Origin of the sequence: Spongiibacter marinus (assembly GCF_016906995.1) — a bacterium.
Classification (GTDB): Bacteria; Pseudomonadota; Gammaproteobacteria; order Pseudomonadales; family Spongiibacteraceae; genus Spongiibacter; species Spongiibacter marinus.
This window is the reverse complement of sequence record NZ_JAFBBD010000009.1, coordinates 111957-128871: the sequence shown is the minus strand read 5'-3', so window position 1 is coordinate 128871 and position 16915 is coordinate 111957. Positions and strand designations below refer to the sequence as shown.

14 protein-coding genes are annotated in these 16915 nt (G+C 55.5%); 7 read left to right on the top strand and 7 right to left on the bottom strand.

All coding sequences use genetic code 11. The features are described from left to right. Positions 1-687 carry an acylneuraminate cytidylyltransferase family protein gene (locus HNR64_RS14660; RefSeq protein ID WP_204997179.1) on the bottom strand — a complete coding sequence of 229 codons (687 nt, stop codon included), beginning with the start codon at positions 685-687 and terminating at the stop codon, positions 1-3. Positions 688-753: 66 nt separating this feature from the next. Further along, complete coding sequence (locus HNR64_RS14655) at positions 754-2205, bottom strand: undecaprenyl-phosphate glucose phosphotransferase (RefSeq protein WP_338061862.1); 1452 nt, start codon at positions 2203-2205, stop codon at positions 754-756. An 892-nt stretch (positions 2206-3097) separates the two neighbouring features. On the opposite strand from HNR64_RS14655, the gene HNR64_RS14650 reads away from it, so the two are divergent. The 5 genes from HNR64_RS14650 (at position 3098) to HNR64_RS14630 (ending at position 8983) form a co-directional block, all read left to right on the top strand. Further along, positions 3098-4585: a capsule assembly Wzi family protein gene (locus HNR64_RS14650; RefSeq protein ID WP_204997178.1), complete on the top strand. Its 1488-nt coding sequence runs from the start codon at positions 3098-3100 to the stop codon at positions 4583-4585. Positions 4586-4675: 90 nt separating this feature from the next. Continuing rightward, entirely contained in the window at positions 4676-5812 is a 1137-nt protein-coding gene (locus HNR64_RS14645) for a polysaccharide export protein (RefSeq protein WP_204997177.1), read from the top strand. Between the two features lie 90 nt (positions 5813-5902). Continuing rightward, a complete protein-coding gene (locus tag HNR64_RS14640; protein WP_204997176.1) occupies positions 5903-8146 on the top strand; it encodes a polysaccharide biosynthesis tyrosine autokinase in 2244 nt (747 codons plus the stop codon). A 311-nt stretch (positions 8147-8457) separates the two neighbouring features. After that, the gene (locus HNR64_RS14635; RefSeq protein ID WP_204997175.1) at positions 8458-8730 is read left to right on the top strand and encodes a type II toxin-antitoxin system Phd/YefM family antitoxin; all 273 of its coding nucleotides are present in this window, start codon (positions 8458-8460) and stop codon (positions 8728-8730) included. Beyond that, entirely contained in the window at positions 8711-8983 is a 273-nt protein-coding gene (locus HNR64_RS14630) for a Txe/YoeB family addiction module toxin (RefSeq protein ID WP_204997174.1), read from the top strand. Before HNR64_RS14635 ends, HNR64_RS14630 begins: the two co-directional genes overlap by 20 nt. Before the next feature lie 354 nt (positions 8984-9337). On the opposite strand, the gene HNR64_RS14625 is transcribed toward HNR64_RS14630, so the two are convergent. The 4 genes from HNR64_RS14625 to HNR64_RS14610 all read right to left on the bottom strand — a co-directional run bounded on the left by HNR64_RS14625 (position 9338) and on the right by HNR64_RS14610 (position 11457). Further along, positions 9338-9793 (bottom strand): REP-associated tyrosine transposase, encoded by a 456-nt coding sequence (locus HNR64_RS14625; RefSeq protein WP_204997173.1) that lies wholly within the window; start codon positions 9791-9793, stop codon positions 9338-9340. A 567-nt stretch (positions 9794-10360) separates the two neighbouring features. Further along, complete coding sequence (locus tag HNR64_RS14620; protein WP_027875204.1) at positions 10361-10606, bottom strand: YfhL family 4Fe-4S dicluster ferredoxin; 246 nt, start codon at positions 10604-10606, stop codon at positions 10361-10363. A 10-nt stretch (positions 10607-10616) separates the two neighbouring features. Beyond that, positions 10617-11099: a pantetheine-phosphate adenylyltransferase gene (coaD, locus tag HNR64_RS14615; RefSeq protein ID WP_027875205.1), complete on the bottom strand. Its 483-nt coding sequence runs from the start codon at positions 11097-11099 to the stop codon at positions 10617-10619. 67 nt (positions 11100-11166) lie between these two features. Beyond that, on the bottom strand, positions 11167-11457 hold the full coding sequence (locus tag HNR64_RS14610; protein ID WP_204997172.1) for a GIY-YIG nuclease family protein: 291 nt from the start codon (positions 11455-11457) through the stop codon (positions 11167-11169). A 248-nt stretch (positions 11458-11705) separates the two neighbouring features. On the opposite strand from HNR64_RS14610, the gene ggt reads away from it, so the two are divergent. Further along, the gene (ggt, locus tag HNR64_RS14605; protein ID WP_239547885.1) at positions 11706-13445 is read left to right on the top strand and encodes a gamma-glutamyltransferase; all 1740 of its coding nucleotides are present in this window, start codon (positions 11706-11708) and stop codon (positions 13443-13445) included. A gap of 307 nt (positions 13446-13752) precedes the next feature. On the opposite strand, the gene mutM is transcribed toward ggt, so the two are convergent. After that, on the bottom strand, positions 13753-14568 hold the full coding sequence (mutM, locus tag HNR64_RS14600) for a bifunctional DNA-formamidopyrimidine glycosylase/DNA-(apurinic or apyrimidinic site) lyase (protein WP_204997170.1): 816 nt from the start codon (positions 14566-14568) through the stop codon (positions 13753-13755). Positions 14569-14884: 316 nt separating this feature from the next. On the opposite strand from mutM, the gene HNR64_RS14595 reads away from it, so the two are divergent. Continuing rightward, entirely contained in the window at positions 14885-16870 is a 1986-nt protein-coding gene (locus HNR64_RS14595) for a hydantoinase/oxoprolinase family protein (RefSeq protein ID WP_204997169.1), read from the top strand. Positions 16871-16915: the final 45 nt, after the last annotated feature.

Below are 16915 nucleotides of genomic sequence, written 5' to 3'. Positions count from 1 at the left end.
CTAGAAACCTTTTGCTTTCATAATTGACTCAACCACCAACCAGTCAAGAGGAGTATCTATTTCGAAGCTTTCACTCTCGTCCATAACATACATTGATATTTCCCCAGCCAGTCGATTTCCAGAGGAAATTAAAGATTCTGATTTGGTGATATATATGGAGCCGTTTTCTTTGTATTTTATGGACCCTGGATCAATATCCTGTCTTCTAGGCCTATTCATATAGTCATACAATGCTAGTGGCTTCGAAGCCCCTTCCCAAAGAAAGTGCCAGAATTCGCAAACGCTTAGTAACGAGTCGGCATCATCTTGATAAAACTTTTGAATGGCACTATCGATAACCCCCTCCCCTCGAATGGGGGATGTTGCCTGGAGCAAAACCACATTATTTGGCACATAAGACTCGTTTTTATCTAACCATTCGAGCGCATGCAACAATGCTGACTCTGTAGTCGCAACATCTGATGCAATTTCTTTCGGGCGCATAAATGGAACTTCCGCGCCGTGACTTAAAGATATTTCCGCAATTTCTGGGCAGTCCGTACTTACCAACACCCTCGAAACTAGCTGCGAAGCTTGCGCTTGTTTAATACTCCAAGCAATCAACGGCAGGCCTGCTATTTCTTTGACGTTTTTCCCCGGAATACCTTTTGAGCCACCTCGAGCGGGAATTATTACCAAGTTATCCATAAACTCTCTTTCTTAATTCACATGACTTCTGCGATGCGGCACCGCCAGCCACAATATATGCATAAATCAATATGCCAAAGGATTAACAAACCCTTTAAACAAAGTATAAGCGACTATTTTAATATCAAGCCATACTGACCATTTTGCGATGTACTCCAAGTCACATTCGACCCTCTTTTCCATTTTCTCCAGCGTGTCCGTCTCACCACGCCAACCATTTATTTGCGCCCAGCCAGTAATACCTGGCTTAACCAAGTGGCGCTGCATATAGCCATCGATTTTGTCGCGATATAGCTCGTTGTGAGCCACAGCATGGGGACGGGGGCCAACAATACTCATAGAGCCCTGAAGAACATTGATAAACTGGGGGAGTTCATCTAGTGATGTTTTTCGAATGAACGCCCCGACTTTAGTAATACGCGAATCACCCTTAGTGGCTTGCTTCACTACATCGCCATTATCACAAGTGCTCATACTACGAAATTTCCACACCTCAATTTCCTCGCCATTGATGCCGTAACGGCGCTGCTTGAATATAACTGGGCCAGGTGATGTGAACTTAACCGCTGCCGCAATAATGAGCATGGGGATTGCAATTAAGCATAAGATGATGGAGCTAAGCACCACATCCTCAATACGCTTTACCGCTGAGTCAAAGGAGTCGAAAGGGGTGTCGTAAACGCTTACAACAGGCAGGCCACCGATCTCTCGGCTGCGGGCATTTAGCATTTTGAAAGTGAATAAGTCCGGCACTACGTGCACACAGCATGAGCTATTGGAAAGCTCTTCGACCAATTCTTTGATGGTTTCTTCTTCACGCATGGGCAGCGCAATGTATATATCGTCAACACTGCCTGCACGCGCTTCTTGCTTTAAGGCATCGATATTACCGATCACCTGCAATTTTTCACCACCCTTTTCTTCTGGCAGTGGGTGGCTACCAATACTCACGCGGTTGTCGTAGAAGCCAGAGATATCTATGCCCATCCACGGGCTACCGAGAATACTGCGAGCCAAACTTAAGCCCGGTTCTTTGGCCCCCACTATGGCGATGCGGCGAGTATTTACCCCCGCTCTACGGAACTCGCGCATGATGATGCGCGCAGAAACACGATAAAAACTGATGGATACGGGTACCGCGATCGCCCACGCCACCATTACGCCACCACTGTAGCGCTCGGTCATATCGAATAGGAAAACGATGGTCAGCAAAACGCCAATAACCAGCGTCCAGGTGAGGAAAACAGCGCGCACCTCGCCGAATAAGGAGTGACCACGCCACGAAAGGTAGAGGCCGTTTTTATTTGCCAGGATATGGAAACAAATGGACGTGAGGAAAGCCGCCATTTGCTGGGGTACATCCCACGTATAACCCGCAATGTAAACGAATGCCGCCAGAAGCCCCCATGTCAGCAACACATCAAACAGCTGATGCATGGCAACCAGCATTGAATGGTGCTGACGAATGAAGCCTCCGTGCCGGACGGATCCGGACGCTTGTACTGGGTTAGTATTCACAGCAATTCCCTCGCTTGATATCGCTGGCCGCTAACATAAATGTATGCTCGGTGTTTAACGTGCTGGCGCCCTTTGCCAAGTGCACAACCTCCATTAGCTGGGGATATTTCTCACACCATAATCGGGCGTTTACTTATACCTTGATAACCAGCTTTCTTACTTGAACACATTGGAAGGGGGCGCTATTTTGCGCCACATCAGTGCAAAAGCCAACCGCAAATCCCTAACAAGATGACATAGTGACAAGATCGGCGCAGTGCAGAGCCGCTATGCTTGCCACACCACCCTGCGATCTGCATCGCGTTGTGATGCAGGTTTTGCGCCAATGTTGGCTGAGCACTCAGTTTGCCGAGCTCGTTTTGTTACGGTGCGTAGTGTGGCAGCGAAATGCTACGGTTTGGTTAATTTGGGCGGAGTATTGAGAGGTTCCGGGGGCGTATAGGGCAGCGACATTGGAGGCGCGCTGGCAAGGGTCGCGGTCGGGTCCGCTCCTACAACACCAAGGGATACGCTGTCCTGCAACGTCACGGGCGCGCCGCCCTACCGAAACAGCACAGGATTGGTGCGCCGGGTTGTTGGGCGGGCTGTTTTGGTGCGGGCGTGAATGTGCTGTGGGTTGGGCGATGTGAAGCCGTTCGCGGTTGAAACCGCTCCTACGGATACTTTGGTCGCGGTCAGGCCCGCTCCTACATTGAGAGGCAATAGGCGCGCGAAGTGGCTATGGGGCGATATTGGCAATGTCGTGACATTGTCACAGTTCGTTGGCATGATCCTTGTCCTTCTTGTTACGTCACGCGTATGATTGCGGCGCATTCGCCTGTTTGGAATATTGGCGTTGTGAGCAGCGGCGTGGGGTGTTCGCGTAATTACTAAAAGGATGGAATTCCAAGGCATGTTGATTGGCCAGCGGTGTAAAGCGTTTTCTTTGTCTGCCTGTTTACTGGCCGCTAGTGCCGTGGCGCCTTCTATTGCCAGCGCAAAGCCTTGGATTGGGCCAAACGAGCTGGATTTGCGCCACCATATTGAGTTGCTTTCCAGCACGGGCGTTATTACCGCACCAACCACTCAATGGCCACTGATGTGGGGCAGTATTTTACCTGACCTGAAACGCGCCCAAGCCCGCAATATAAGTGCACTGGAACGCCAAGCACTGGACGCTTTGTTGGCCCGCTTTGAGCAGGAGCGCAAACCCTTTAGCGCCAGTATTGAACTTGCCCACAGCGAGCAGGAGCGCCGATTTTTAACCGGCTTCGGCGATAACAACAATGCCCCCGAATACGGCGCTGTTTCCGCTGAATTTATGAGCAGCAGTTGGGCAGGCGAATTGCGCCTTAGCTATGACGTTCCCGATGCACCGCGCGAACACCGCCGGTTAGATGGCAGCTATCTTGCACGGGCCTTTGGTAATTGGGGCGTAACGCTGGGCGCCATTGACCGTTGGTGGGGCGCCGGCTGGCAAAGCAGTTTGTTGCTTTCCAACAATGCGCGGCCGGTTCCAGGCATTAGCCTGCAACGCAACCGCGCCCATGAATTTGAAACGCCGCTATTGAGCTGGCTTGGCCCTTGGCAACTGCAGGCCTTTGCCGGCCAGCTGGAAGGGGAACGCGCGGTACCCGGCGCAAAATTGTTAGGAATGCGCGTAGGGGTCAAGCCCGCACAGTGGCTGGAAATTGCTGCCAGCCGCACCGCCCAGTGGGGTGGCGATGGCCGCGATGAGAACTTTTCCAGTTTTAAGGATCTTATGCTGGGTAATGACAACCGCGGGGACGGCGGACTTACCCAGGAAAATGAGCCGGGCAACCAGCTGGCCGGCTTTGATGTAAAGATGCTGTGGGCGACGCCTTGGGGCAATCAAGGCGCTTACATCCAGCATATTGGCGAAGATGAAAGCGGCTACCAACCCTCTCGCTTAACCCATGTAGTGGGCCTGAATGGCTTATTTGCAATTGAAAAGCACCGCCTGCACTGGTTTTTAGAGCGCACCCAAACCACAGCGGGCGCACTAATCGGCGATGAGCGCAGTAACTACGTGTATGAACATGCCATTTACAAGAATGGCTACCGCTATAAGGGCCGCGCCATTGGTGCCAGCATCGACAACGACAGCGAGCTGGATACTCTCGGCCTGGACTGGATGCTGCCGGACGGCAGCCGTTGGTCGTTGCGTTACTCCGATGTTGCCTTAAATATTGATGGCGGCGGTCAGGGCGCTGCTGGCCGCAGTCAGGGTGAAGGCAATACCTTGGAAATTAGTTACAGCCAGCAATTTGGTGGCTTGAACGCCGAAGTGGGCTACATCAAGGTGGATGATGGCCTGCAACTGTATAACTACGACCATGGCATTGAGAGCGCCTTCATAGAAGCGCGCTATCGTTGGTAATACCGACGATACGACTCGTACAGAAAATTAAAACATTATTTATGGACTAGCTGGCACCACAGGGCCAGCGGTGTAAGCAAGGGTTAGGGAATGAAAGTGAAAAATTTGCTTGCCAGCGCATTGGTGCTGAGCTGCGCAGCATGCACGGTAGTACCGGGCAGTAATATGAGCCGCATGAACTCGGTGTGGTTTGACGATACCCCAGAGGATTACACCCCCGCCGAAACCGAGATTCGCTACATTCCCATTAACGCGACCCTGCTCGCCAATATGAACGCCCCCGCCGCTCGCCAAGCAACGCTGAGCAGTGACTTGGAGCAGCAGCTTAACGACTACCAATACCGCGTTGGCCCCGGCGATGTGCTGACCATTACCGTGTGGGAACACCCCGAACTAACGATACCCGCGGGTTCCTTCCGCACCGCAGCCGAGGGTGGCAACGAGGTGAAGGCCGACGGTACGGTGTTCTACCCCTATGCCGGCGAGCTGCAAGTGAATGGCCTGACAACTGCCGAAATTAAGGCGCAGTTGGAGCAAAAGCTGGCCTCGGTAATTAAGCGCCCACAAGTCGATGTGCGCGTGGCAGATTTCAGAAGCCAGCGTGTGTACGTAAGCGGCGCGGTTCGTCAGCCCGGCGTTGTGCCAGTCACCAAAATTCCGCTCACACTGATCGACGCCATTGAGCAGTTGGGCGGCCTCGCCAACAATGCCTCGTGGGGCGACATTCAACTAACGCGCAATGGTGAAACCCAGAGCATCTCGCTGCGCTCGCTCTATGAAACCGGCGCCTGGAGTGAAAACCTGCTGCTGCAACACGGCGACCTGATTCACGTGCCACGCAATGACGCCGACAAAGTCTTTGTACTCGGCGAAGTTAACCGGCCGCAGGGCATTCTTATGTCCCGCACAGGCACCAGCCTGGCCGAGGCACTGGCCAGCGCCAATGGCATTAATGAAAACCGCGCCGACGGCCGCGGCATATACGTGCTGCGCAACACCGGGGTAAGCCGAGACGAAGACGGTATGCCCGTTTATAACGCCACCATCTACCACCTAAACGCAGCCTCTGCGGTTGGCTTTATGCTGGCTGATAAGTTCACGCTGTCGCCACGCGATATTGTGTATGTGTCACCCGCGCCGATCACCCGCTGGAACCGCTTCTTGAGCCAGTTGCTGCCGAGCATTATCGCCACTGACACCCTGGGTGATATCGAAAACCAGAACTAATGATGGCGCGGGTATAGCACCGCATACATTGCGCCCTAGCGGCCGGACTGAATAGAACAAGGCGAGTAATATCGCCCGTTGGAAATGACTATGAGTACACAAGCACCCGTTAATGCTGCCAAACCCAGCCAGGCAGACGATGAAATTGATTTGCTCGCCCTTTTTGCCACCCTTTGGGACAACAAAAACCTGATTGTCGGCATTACCGCTATCTTCATGTTTTTTGGCGTGGCCTATGCCTTACTGGCAACGCCGATCTACCGCGCCAACGCCATTGTGCAGGTAGAAGAGAAGTCGCCCGGCTTACCCGGCATGAGCGACATCACCGAGATGTTTGGTGGCGAATCTGCAGCGGTTACCGAAATAGAGTTGATTAAAAGCCGCACCGTGCTGGGCGGCGCGGTAGACAAACTGAACCTGGACATAGTTATCGAGCCGAAGTACTTCCCCGTTATTGGCGCGGCGGTTGCTCGCCGGTTCGCCGGTTTGGACGGCGAGATAGCAGCCCCGCTGATGGGCATGAGTAGCTATGCCTGGGGCGGCGAAGTACTGAGAGTGAGTGAATTTTCGGTACCTGCGGCGTTTTACGGCGAAGAGCACGTATTGCGCAGCCTGGGCGATGGCAACTACGCGCTGTATTCCCCCGACGATGAATTGATTTTAGAGGGCCGCGTTGGCCAGCGCGCCAGCGCACCGGGGTACAGCTTGTTTGTCAATGAGCTGAACGCCAACCCTGGCACCGAATTTAGCATTGTCCGTCAGCGCCGCTTGAGCGCCATTATTGAGCTGCAAGAAACGCTGGGCGCCTCTGAACGCGGCAAAGACTCAGGCATTATCGCCCTGTCGTTAGAAGACGACACCCCTAGCCACGCTGAAAATGTATTGAACGTGGTGGCGCAGAACTATCTTCGTCAGAATGTGGAACGCCAATCTGCCGAGGCATCAAAAAGCCTGGACTTCCTCCGTGAACAATTACCGGGCATTAAGCGTGACTTGGAAGAAGCCGAGCGCAAGTTTAATGACTACCAAGTAAAAGCTGGCTCAGTAAACATTACTGCCGAGGCCGAAGCGCTGCTTGAGCAAGTAGTCGAGTTGGAAACCAGTGTTGCCGAGCTGCAATTACAGCAGGCCGAACTTGACCGCCTGTATACTCGCGACCACCCCGCTTACCAAGCGTGGCGCGAGCAGATGGCCGAGCTGCGCACACGCAAGCAGGAGCTGGATGAGCGCATTAAGAACTTGCCTGGCACCCAACAGGAGCTGCTGGGCCTGAAGCGCGACCTGGAGGTCGGCACCGAAATTTACACCCAATTGCTTAACAATATTCAGGAGCTGGATATTGTGCGGGCGGGTACCGTGGGCAATGTGCGCATTGTTGATGACGCCGCTGTTAACGTGGAAGAGCCCGTTAAACCCAAGAAGCCACTGATTGTAGTGATTGCCACGCTGCTGGGCGGATTTCTCTCGGTAGCCTTGGTATTGGTGCGCTCAGCGCTGAATCGCGGTGTTGAAAACCCCGATGACATCGAGGCTATTGGCCTGCCGGTATATACGAGTATTCCGCTTTCCGATGAGCAGCGTAAGCTCGATGGTGCGGGCAAACGACGCCAAGCCATTCGCAAAAAGCACAAAAACCAGCACCCACACGACTTGCTGGCCCACAAAAACCCGACCGATATCGCTATTGAAAGCCTGCGCAACCTGCGCACCAGCCTGCACTTTGCCATGCTGGAAGCTGAAAACAATGTGATGATGATCTCCGGCCCCAGTCCCAATGTGGGTAAGTCGTTTGTTTCGGGTAACCTTGCGGCGGTAGTTGCCCAGGCGGGGCAGCGCGTACTGCTGATCGATATGGACCTTCGCAAAGGCTATATGCACAAGATGTTTGGCATGCAGCCGGATAACGGTGTGAGCGACGTATTGGGCAAGCGCATTAGCGTTCAAGAAGCGATAAAACCGACACGCGTTGGCGAGCTGTTTGTCATGCCTCGTGGGGTGATTCCTCCCAACCCGTCAGAATTATTGATGAGCCAGCAGCTGACTGACCTGCTGAATGAAGTAAAAGAACAGTTTGACCTGGTTATTGTCGATACCCCGCCAATTATGGCCGTTACCGATGCCGCCATTGTGGGCCGCCAGTGTGGCGTGACCATGATCGTTGCCCGCTTTGGCCTGAACCCGATTAAAGAGCTGGAAGTAACTAAACAGCGCTTCGAACAAAACGGCATTACCGTGAAGGGCGTTGTCCTTAACGCCGTAGAGCGCCGTGCGTCGGGTTATGGCTACGGCTACGGGTATGGTTACTACCACTACGAATACAAGTCGGATAAGTAGTATAGGCGTGGCACGGCCTGCGTTTTGTAGGCCTCAGCCGCGAATTATCACCGTAGGAGCGGGCCTGACCGCGACCAAATCCATCCGAGCCGTTCGCTCCAGTCGCCCTCAGGCGGGCTGGCCACAGCACTCGCTCTGCTCGCGGGCCACGCTGTCCTACAAGGGCCACGCTGTCCTACAAAAACCACCGCTTTGTTCATGCAGGACTACGCAGGTGCGTAGGAGCGGGCCTGACCGCGACCAAAATCTTTGGCCTTATTAGGGTTTATGGTATAAAGTTGTACGGCATTTCCGTACATGATGGCGCCCGCATGGACACTATTAGCGTAAACAAGTTTAGAGACAACTTAAAAAGTGTTGTAGAAGAAGTAGTTAGCCGGCATGAGCCCCTCAAGGTTACGAGAAGGGCTGGCGAGGCGTTTGTGGTCATTAGTGCCGACGACTGGGAGCGAGAGCAAGAAACTCTTTACGTGCTCCAGAACAAAGGCCTGATGCAGCAAATTGCCGACTCCCTTGACACCCATACCCGCAGCCAAGGCTACAAACCGACTGACGAGCAAATGAATGAGATCACTGGTATTTGAGGGTAATACCTGGGAAGCCTATGAGGCCGTGCGCGAAAAAGATAAGCGCTTGCACAAAGCCTTATGTAAATTGCTCAGAGAAATGCTCCGATCCAACGACCCCTCTTCCGGCTTGGGGAAACCCGAGCCACTGAAACATAACCTTTCCGGCCTTTGGTCAAAACGGATTTCACAGAAAGACCGGGTGATATATCGGTTCGACGATAAATCCATTTATATCTTCGCCATTGGAGGGCACTACGACCAGCCATAACCTGCAGCACGGCGCGCGCCATGACCGCTGGGAGTGTCGTGGGTAGTGGACCTGAGCGCGATCGATCGACTCCTACTGTTCGTTCTGGTCGCCCTCAGGCGGGCTGGCCACAGCACTCGCTCTGCTCGCGGGCCACGCTGTCCTACAATGAACCTGCCTTGGCCGTTCGTGTAGGAGCGGGCCTGACCGCGACCAAACCCCCATCCGTGCCATCCGTGCCATCCGTGCCATCCGTGCCATCCGTGCCATCCGTGCCATCCGTGCCATTCGCTCCAGTCGCCCTCAGGCGGGCTCCTACAATGAGCCCACCTAGAGCGTTCGTGTAGAAGCGGGCCTGACCGCGCATCCACTGAACTATAAATACACCGCGTCCCACAGCGCATATGAACCAATATCTTCAACCAATCCTGCTCGAAGTGGGTTGGCAATGATATATCGCGCCGCTGCGCGCAGGTCTTCGTCACGACGCAAGGCGTGATCATAGAAACCGGGTTGCCAGATTTTTGCTGAGGGGCGATTTAGAGTGTGATTTATCTGTTTGGCAGATTCGGTTTTAGCTCGCTGAACGACTTCTGAAAGGCTTCGATCTTTTAGCTCAAAAAGCCAGTGAAAGTGGTCAGGCATTACAACATGGGCCAAAGTATGTGCGTACGGTGAAGCGTAGATTGATCGAGTAACGCAGCGGCCAAGTTCAAAACGGCTAAATATTTTGCTTCTCTGCCACGTCACCGTTGTGACCATATAAGTTTGACCAATCATGGAGTGTCGCCCAGTTCTCAAGGCGTAACCACGTCGTGATTTGATAGGCATCAACACGTCCTTGTGTCAGGCATTTTTTATAAATTAGCAGTTTTGTTGAAAACCTGCCTTTAGGGCCGCTATGAAACCATTGTAATTCGCAGTTTTATTGGGCCTGACCGAGATTGATTCCACACACTACCGTTCGTTCCGGTCGCCCTCAGGCGGGCTCCTACAAGGGTCACACTGCCCTACACCAAAATGTACGCCAACCGTAGGAGCGGGCTTGACCGCGATTGATTCCACGCTCTACCGTTCGTTCCGGTCGCCCTCAGGCGGGCTCCTACAAGGGACACACTGCCCTACACCAAAATGCACGCCAACCGTAGGAGCGGGCCTGACCGCGATTGATTCCACACGCTACCATTCGTTCCGGTCGCCCTCAGGCGGGCTCCTACAAGGGCCACACTGCCCTACACCAAAATGTACGCCAACCGCAGGAGCGGGCTTGACCGCGATTGATTCCACGCTCTACCGTTCGTTCCGGTCGCCCTCAGGCGGGCTCCTACAAGGGACACGATGCCCTACACCAAAATGTACGCCAACCGTAGGAGCGGGCCTGACCGCGACCAGTTCCGCTCAATCGGTCAATTTATGGTATTTAGCGAGGAGTTGTTCTTCGGTTTCGATGTGGTTGGGATCGAGGGGGATGCAGTCTACGGGGCAGACTTGCTGGCATTGGGGTTCGTCGAAGTGGCCGACGCATTCGGTGCAGCGGGCGGGATCGATTTCGTAGATTTCCTCGCCCATATAGATCGCTTCGTTAGGGCACTCTGGCTCGCATACGTCGCAGTTGATGCATTCGTCGGTGATCAGCAGTGCCATGCTATTGCCGTTACTTGCGTGAGAAGCGGGCGTTGAGTGCCACCATGACGTTGTCGGGCACGAAACGTGAAACGTCGCCGCCCATGCTGGCAATTTCGCGCAGCAGTGAGGAGGAAACGTAAGAGAGGGACTCACCAGGGGTCAGGAATACGGTTTCCAAATCCGGTGCCAGCGCGCGGTTCATGTTGGCTAACTGCAGTTCGTACTCGTAGTCAGCCACGGTGCGTACGCCGCGCAAAATACTGTGGCAGTTTTGCTCTTGCGCCAGTTCCACGGTCAGTCCGGTGAAGCTGCACACTTCGATATTCGGCAAATGGGAAAGCGCCTCAGCACACAGTTCCATGCGCTCTTGCAAGGCGAACATCGGCTGCTTTTTCTCGCTGTTCGCGACAGCGAGCACAACGGTGTCGAACAGTTTGCTGGCGCGCTCTACCAGATCGATATGACCGCGGGTGATCGGGTCGAAAGTACCTGGGTATACGATGCGTTTCATAAGTCACCGGATTGCAATTAAGGCGGCAGATGGTATCGAATTCACCGAATACGAACAAGCGCGGCGCTCAGGCTTCTTCCCCGGTCTGGTAGAGATCGTCCCACCTGGGGTTAATACTGTCGATTAAGGCGGTTTTGCGGCGGTGGGAGTATTCCTGGATTTGTTTCTCCCGCATATAGGCCTGTTCGAGGTCTTCAAAAAGCTCAAAATACACGAGCTCGAATACCTCTTTGCGAATCTCACCCAAGGCCTGGCGATAGTCATGGAGGTGTTGTCGTAAATTGGCGGCTACACCACTGTGCAGGCTGCCACTTTCTCGGTTCGCTAAAATATACACAGCGGGGAGCTGTTCTAACATCGTAATTCCTTCCCTAGGTCGCTATCGTTTGCGTCTTATTGTTATGGTTGTACCGATCTCGTTTCCTTCCCTGGATACCGACACCAATTCGTGGCGCGCGATAACGGTTCGGTATCGCAAGTGAAACTGATCATAAACAAAGCTCGCGCGCTATGTCACCCCTTGACAAAATTGTGAGAGCATCACCGGGTTTGCGCTACACTGGCCCACGGCGAGCATTTCCCACCGCGGTACTGGAGGATAATTTGTTGAAAGCGCACAAAACCTTGCTGACATTGCTTTGGTTATGCCTGGGCACGTTCGCCCACGCCAGCGACCCCCTTATTGTTCCGGAAGCGGCGAGCGGCTTCGGCCAAGTTAAGTCGGCGCGATACCAAACCGCAATGGCGGTTACCGCGAACCCTCATGCCAGTGACGCTGCGAAATGGGTGCTGCAAAAAGGTGGCTCCGCGGTCGACGCGGCCATTGCGGCGCAATTGGTGCTCGGTTTGGTTGAACCGCAGTCGTCTGGCATTGGCGGCGGTGCCTTTATGCTTCATTGGCAGGCACAGCGCGGGGTGCTGGAGAGTTGGGACGGCCGGGAAACCGCGCCAGCCACCGCCAACGACACGTATTTTTTACAGGCCGATGGCACGCCCATGCGCTTTTTCGACGCCGTGATTGGCGGCCGCTCGGTGGGCGTGCCCGGCGTATTGGCAATGCTGGAATCTGCCCATCGCGCTCATGGCAAACTGCCTTGGGCGACTCTGTTTGAGCCAGCAATTCGCCTTGCCAAGCAGGGTTTTGCAGTATCAGAACGCCTGCATATTTTGCTTGAGCGCATGCCGAAGGTGGCCGTAAACCCCTATATTCAACGCTACTTTTTTACGCGTGCAGACGGCGGTTGGCAGCCTAAGCCTGTGGGGCATGTACTGAAAAACCCCGCTTACGCTGCGACACTAGGTCGCATACAAAAACACGGCAGCGAGGACTTTTATCGAGGAAAGCTCGCCCAGGCCCTTGTCGATGCCGTTCGCAATGACCCAAATAGTGCCGGTGAGCTCACTCTGCAAGACATGGCGAATTACCGTGCGATCAAGCGCGACGCACTGTGCGCACCATTCCGGGAGTACTCGGTATGTGGCGCACCGCCGCCGTCGTCAGGGGCAACCACGGTACTGGCCATTCTGGGAATGCTAGATGCATACGAACAACGCATGGGCTTGCGCACCGATTGGCAGCACGGTTTTATTGAGGCCTCGCGCTTGGCCTTCGCCGACCGCAACCACTATGTGGGCGACCCAGCCTTTGTCGAGGTGCCCAGCCAAGCAATGGTAGACAGCGACTACCTTCGCCAGCGCGCAATGCTGATCGATAACGCCGCCGTCCTCACAGACGTGAAGCCCGGCAACCCGGCAGCAGCCCCCAAACGCCGCTCGGCCTCGTCGCCTGAACTACCCTCCACCACCCATTTCAGCATTGTTGACCGCTGGGGAAATGTGGTGAGTATGACCAGCAGCATTGAAACTGCCTTCGGCTCCCGCGTGATGGTAGGGGGTTTTCTGCTGAACAATCAGCTCACGGACTTCTCATTCTCGCCGCTGAGCAATGACGGGGCGCTGGTTGCCAACCGTGTTGCCGCTGGCAAACGGCCACGCTCGTCTATGGCTCCCACCATTGTGTTTAAAAACCAGCAACCTGTTTTGGCGCTGGGTAGCCCCGGTGGAGCGCGTATTATCGACTATGTTGCAGCCAGCCTGTACCGCATCCTTGCGCTCAATATGCCCGTGGGCGAGGCCATCGCCGAAGGTCATATCATTGCCATGGGGCGTGGCGTGGAGATGGAAAGCGGCAAAGCCGACCCCGCCACGGTGGCAAGGATGCGCGGCAGAGGCCACCCCGTGACACTGCGCGACCAAACCAGCGGTCTGCATGTTATTCACATTACCGAGCAGGGCTTACTGGGCGGTGCCGACCCCCGGCGCGAGGGCAGTATTGCCGGGTTTTAAGTCGCCACGATAAACCAGCCGAAGGTTTTGTAGGAGCGGGCCTGACCGCGATTTATTCCAATCCCTAGCGTTCGTTCTGGTCGCCCTCGGGCGGGCTCCTACGAAAAACACCGCCCTGTTCCAGCACAGCCTGATCCGTGCCTCATACCCTGTATAACAGCGTGCCCCGCGACCGCAGGGAGTGCTTTGGGTAAGTCGCTCCTACGAAAACACGCTACGTAGTCAGGCACGTAGGAGCGGGCCTGACCGCGATTGATCCCAATCCCTAGCGTTCGTTCTGGTCGCCCTCAGGCGGGCTCCTACGTCGCTAGCGCTGGCAGCGTGAGCAAAAAACGGTACTGCGCTGGGCCTGGCGGATTTCTTTTAGCGCCCCCGCGCAGGTTGGGCAGGGTAAGCCCGCGCGGCCGTACACTAGCAGTTCTTGTTTAAAGTAGCCGGGGCGACCATCCCCTCCTACAAAGTCTTTCAGGGTGGTGCCACCTTGGGCAATGGCTTTCTCCAACACTTGCTTTACGCACATGACCAGGCGCTGGTAACGCGCTTTGCTGATGCTGCCTGCCTCGCGGTCCGGGCGTATACCTGCCATGAACAGTGCTTCATTGGCGTAGATGTTACCCACGCCGACAACCACCCTGCCGTCCATCAACAGGGTTTTCACCGGAACCTTACGCCCCTTTGCTCGGCTAATTAGGTAGCCGGCATTAAAATCCTCGGACAGCGGCTCGGGGCCCAGGTGCGAAAGTAAATGGTGTTCTGAGGCTTCGCCGCCAAGCCACAACACCGCGCCAAAGCGGCGGGGATCGGTGTAGCGAAGCAGTTGGCCGCTGTCGAGGGCGAAATCCACGTGATCGTGCTTGGCTGCAGGCGTTCCGGCTGGCACAAAATACAAACGCCCAGACATACCCAAATGCACCATGAGACTGCCCTGATCCAGTTCGACCAGTACGTACTTCGCCCGTCGATTCACGCTGTGAACCGTTTGGTTGCGCAGTAATTCATTAAGGTTGTCGGGCACCGGCCAGCGCAGCTGCGGTTGACGCACCGTTGCCTGGGTGAAAACTCGCCCCTGTAAGTGGGGGCGAATGCCCCGGCATACCGTTTCGACCTCTGGAAGTTCTGGCACAGCGCTACCTCGTATTTGCGTGGGCCAATTCTACCGAAAATATTGCTGATGATCTTTTGAGGTTTCGCGCTCCAAACCTTCGCGACTAAAGTCGTGCTTTACGCAGTGTAGGAGCGGGCCTGACCGCGATTAATCCAACCCCTACCGTTCGTTCTGGTCGCCCTCAGGCGGGCTCCTACAAAAACACCGGTTTGTTCCAGCACACCACATGATCCGTGCCTCATACGTGCAGGAACGGTCCTGACCTGCGCTATCCAATAATGACTTATGGCGCTGAAGCCGCGACAATATCGCTTTTTTGGATACACATATTCCTATGTCATCACTGTGTTTATTAGGCGTCGATACGGGCGGCACGTTTACTGATTTTGTTGCAGTGGATGGCAGCGGCATACGCTTGCACAAATGTTTGTCGACGCCGGACCAACCCGAGCGCGCAATCTTGCAGGGTATTCACGCACTGGGTCTGGAAGACCGCATCCAAGATGGTTCGTTAACCGTGGTCCATGGCTCCACGGTGGCCACCAATGCCGCTCTGGAAGGCAAGGGCGTGCGCACGGCGTATATAACAAACCGCGGCTTTGCCGATGTGCTCAGCATTGGCCGACAAACCCGCCGCGAGTTGTATAACTTGTGCCCGGCACCCGTCGCGCCGCCGGTTCCCGCCGAGCTGTGTTTGGAAGTGGACTGCCGGGTGGATGCCCAGGGGAAAGCGTTAAAGGCCTTGTCCGCATCGGAGCTTGAGAAATTACGCGAACAACTTGCCGAGCTACAGCCCGAAGCGGTGGCGATTAATCTACTGTTTTCCTTCCTTAACGACGCCGACGAAAAAGCCATTGCCGCCGCCCTGCCCGACCACCTGTTTTGTTCCCGCTCCAGCGAAGTACTGCCGGAATACAAGGAGTATGAGCGCGGCATGGCCACCTGGCTCAATGCCTGGCTGGGGCCAAAGGTGCAGGGCTATTTGCAGCGTTTGCAAGCGGCCATGCCACGCACGCCGCTGGCGATCATGCAATCGTCCGGTGGCACCTTAGATGCCACTAACGCGGCAAAACGCGCGGTAAATTTATTACTTTCCGGGCCCGCCGGGGGCTTGGCAGCGGCCCGCCAACTCGGCCGGATACTGAACCGGCATGCACTGATTACGTTTGATATGGGCGGCACATCCAGCGATGTCGCGTTGATTAATGGCGATATTGCCCTGACCACCGAGGGCCATATCGGCCCTTACCCCGTCGCGGTACCGATGGTGGACATGCACACCATCGGCGCTGGCGGCGGCTCTATTGCCCACTTGGATGAAGGCGGCCTGCTGCGCGTTGGCCCGGAATCGGCGGGCGCCTCTCCCGGCCCCGCCTGCTACGGCAAGGGCGGGCTGCGCGCTACAGTGACCGATGCCAATGTGGTGCTCGGCCGCTTACCCGATGACGCCCGCCTGGGCGGAAAACTGCCTCTGCAACGTGACGCGGCAATTGCCGCCGTCACCACACTGGCCAGTGAACTTGACTTGTCGGTGGAAGACACCGCCGCCGGCATTATTGATATTGCTAACGAGCACATGGTGCGCGCCCTGCGGGTCATTTCCCTGCAGCGCGGCTACGACCCCGCTGAGTTTAGTTTGTGCTGCTTTGGCGGTGCCGGCGGTTTGCATGTTTGCGCGCTGGCCGAGGCACTGGGCACCAACGAGGTCATTATTCCCAACTATGGCGGGGTATTTTCCGCTTTGGGAATGCTGCTGGCCCCGCGAGAGCGACAACTTTCCCGAACGCTTAACCAGGCCCTGGCCACGCTTTCCAGCGATGCATTAGCGCAAGCCTTTGCCGACCTTCGCGATGAAGGCCAGAAGGCCCTCACCGATGAAGGGGTAGCAAGCGACGCCATACAGGCACAAGCCAGTTTGGACCTGTGTTATCAGGGGCAGTCCTACACCTTGAATTTGCCCTTTGACGGCAGTATTGAAGACTGCGAAGAGGCCTTTCACCGCGCCCACGCCAAGCGCTACGGCCACCGTTTAGGGCTGCCGGTACAGTTGGTGAACTTGCGTCTTGCCCTGCGCGCCCCCGCCGCATTACAGGCGTTGCCACCACACCAAGGGCAGGCGCAGCGCGAACCCAGCCACCAGCGCGTTGCCTTCATCGGCCAGCCCGTGCCCCGCTACCAACGCGAACAGCTGCAGCCCGGCGACGTACTGGCCGGGCCCGCGCTCATCTGCGAGGCGGTGGCCACAACCTGGCTGGCCGAGGGCTGGCAAGCCCAGCTCGACCCACAAGGTCACTTGCTGCTCAAGCGCATCGCGCCATGACATCTGCGTTGGCTCACGCTACAGTGAAAGCCGTCACCCACGGTT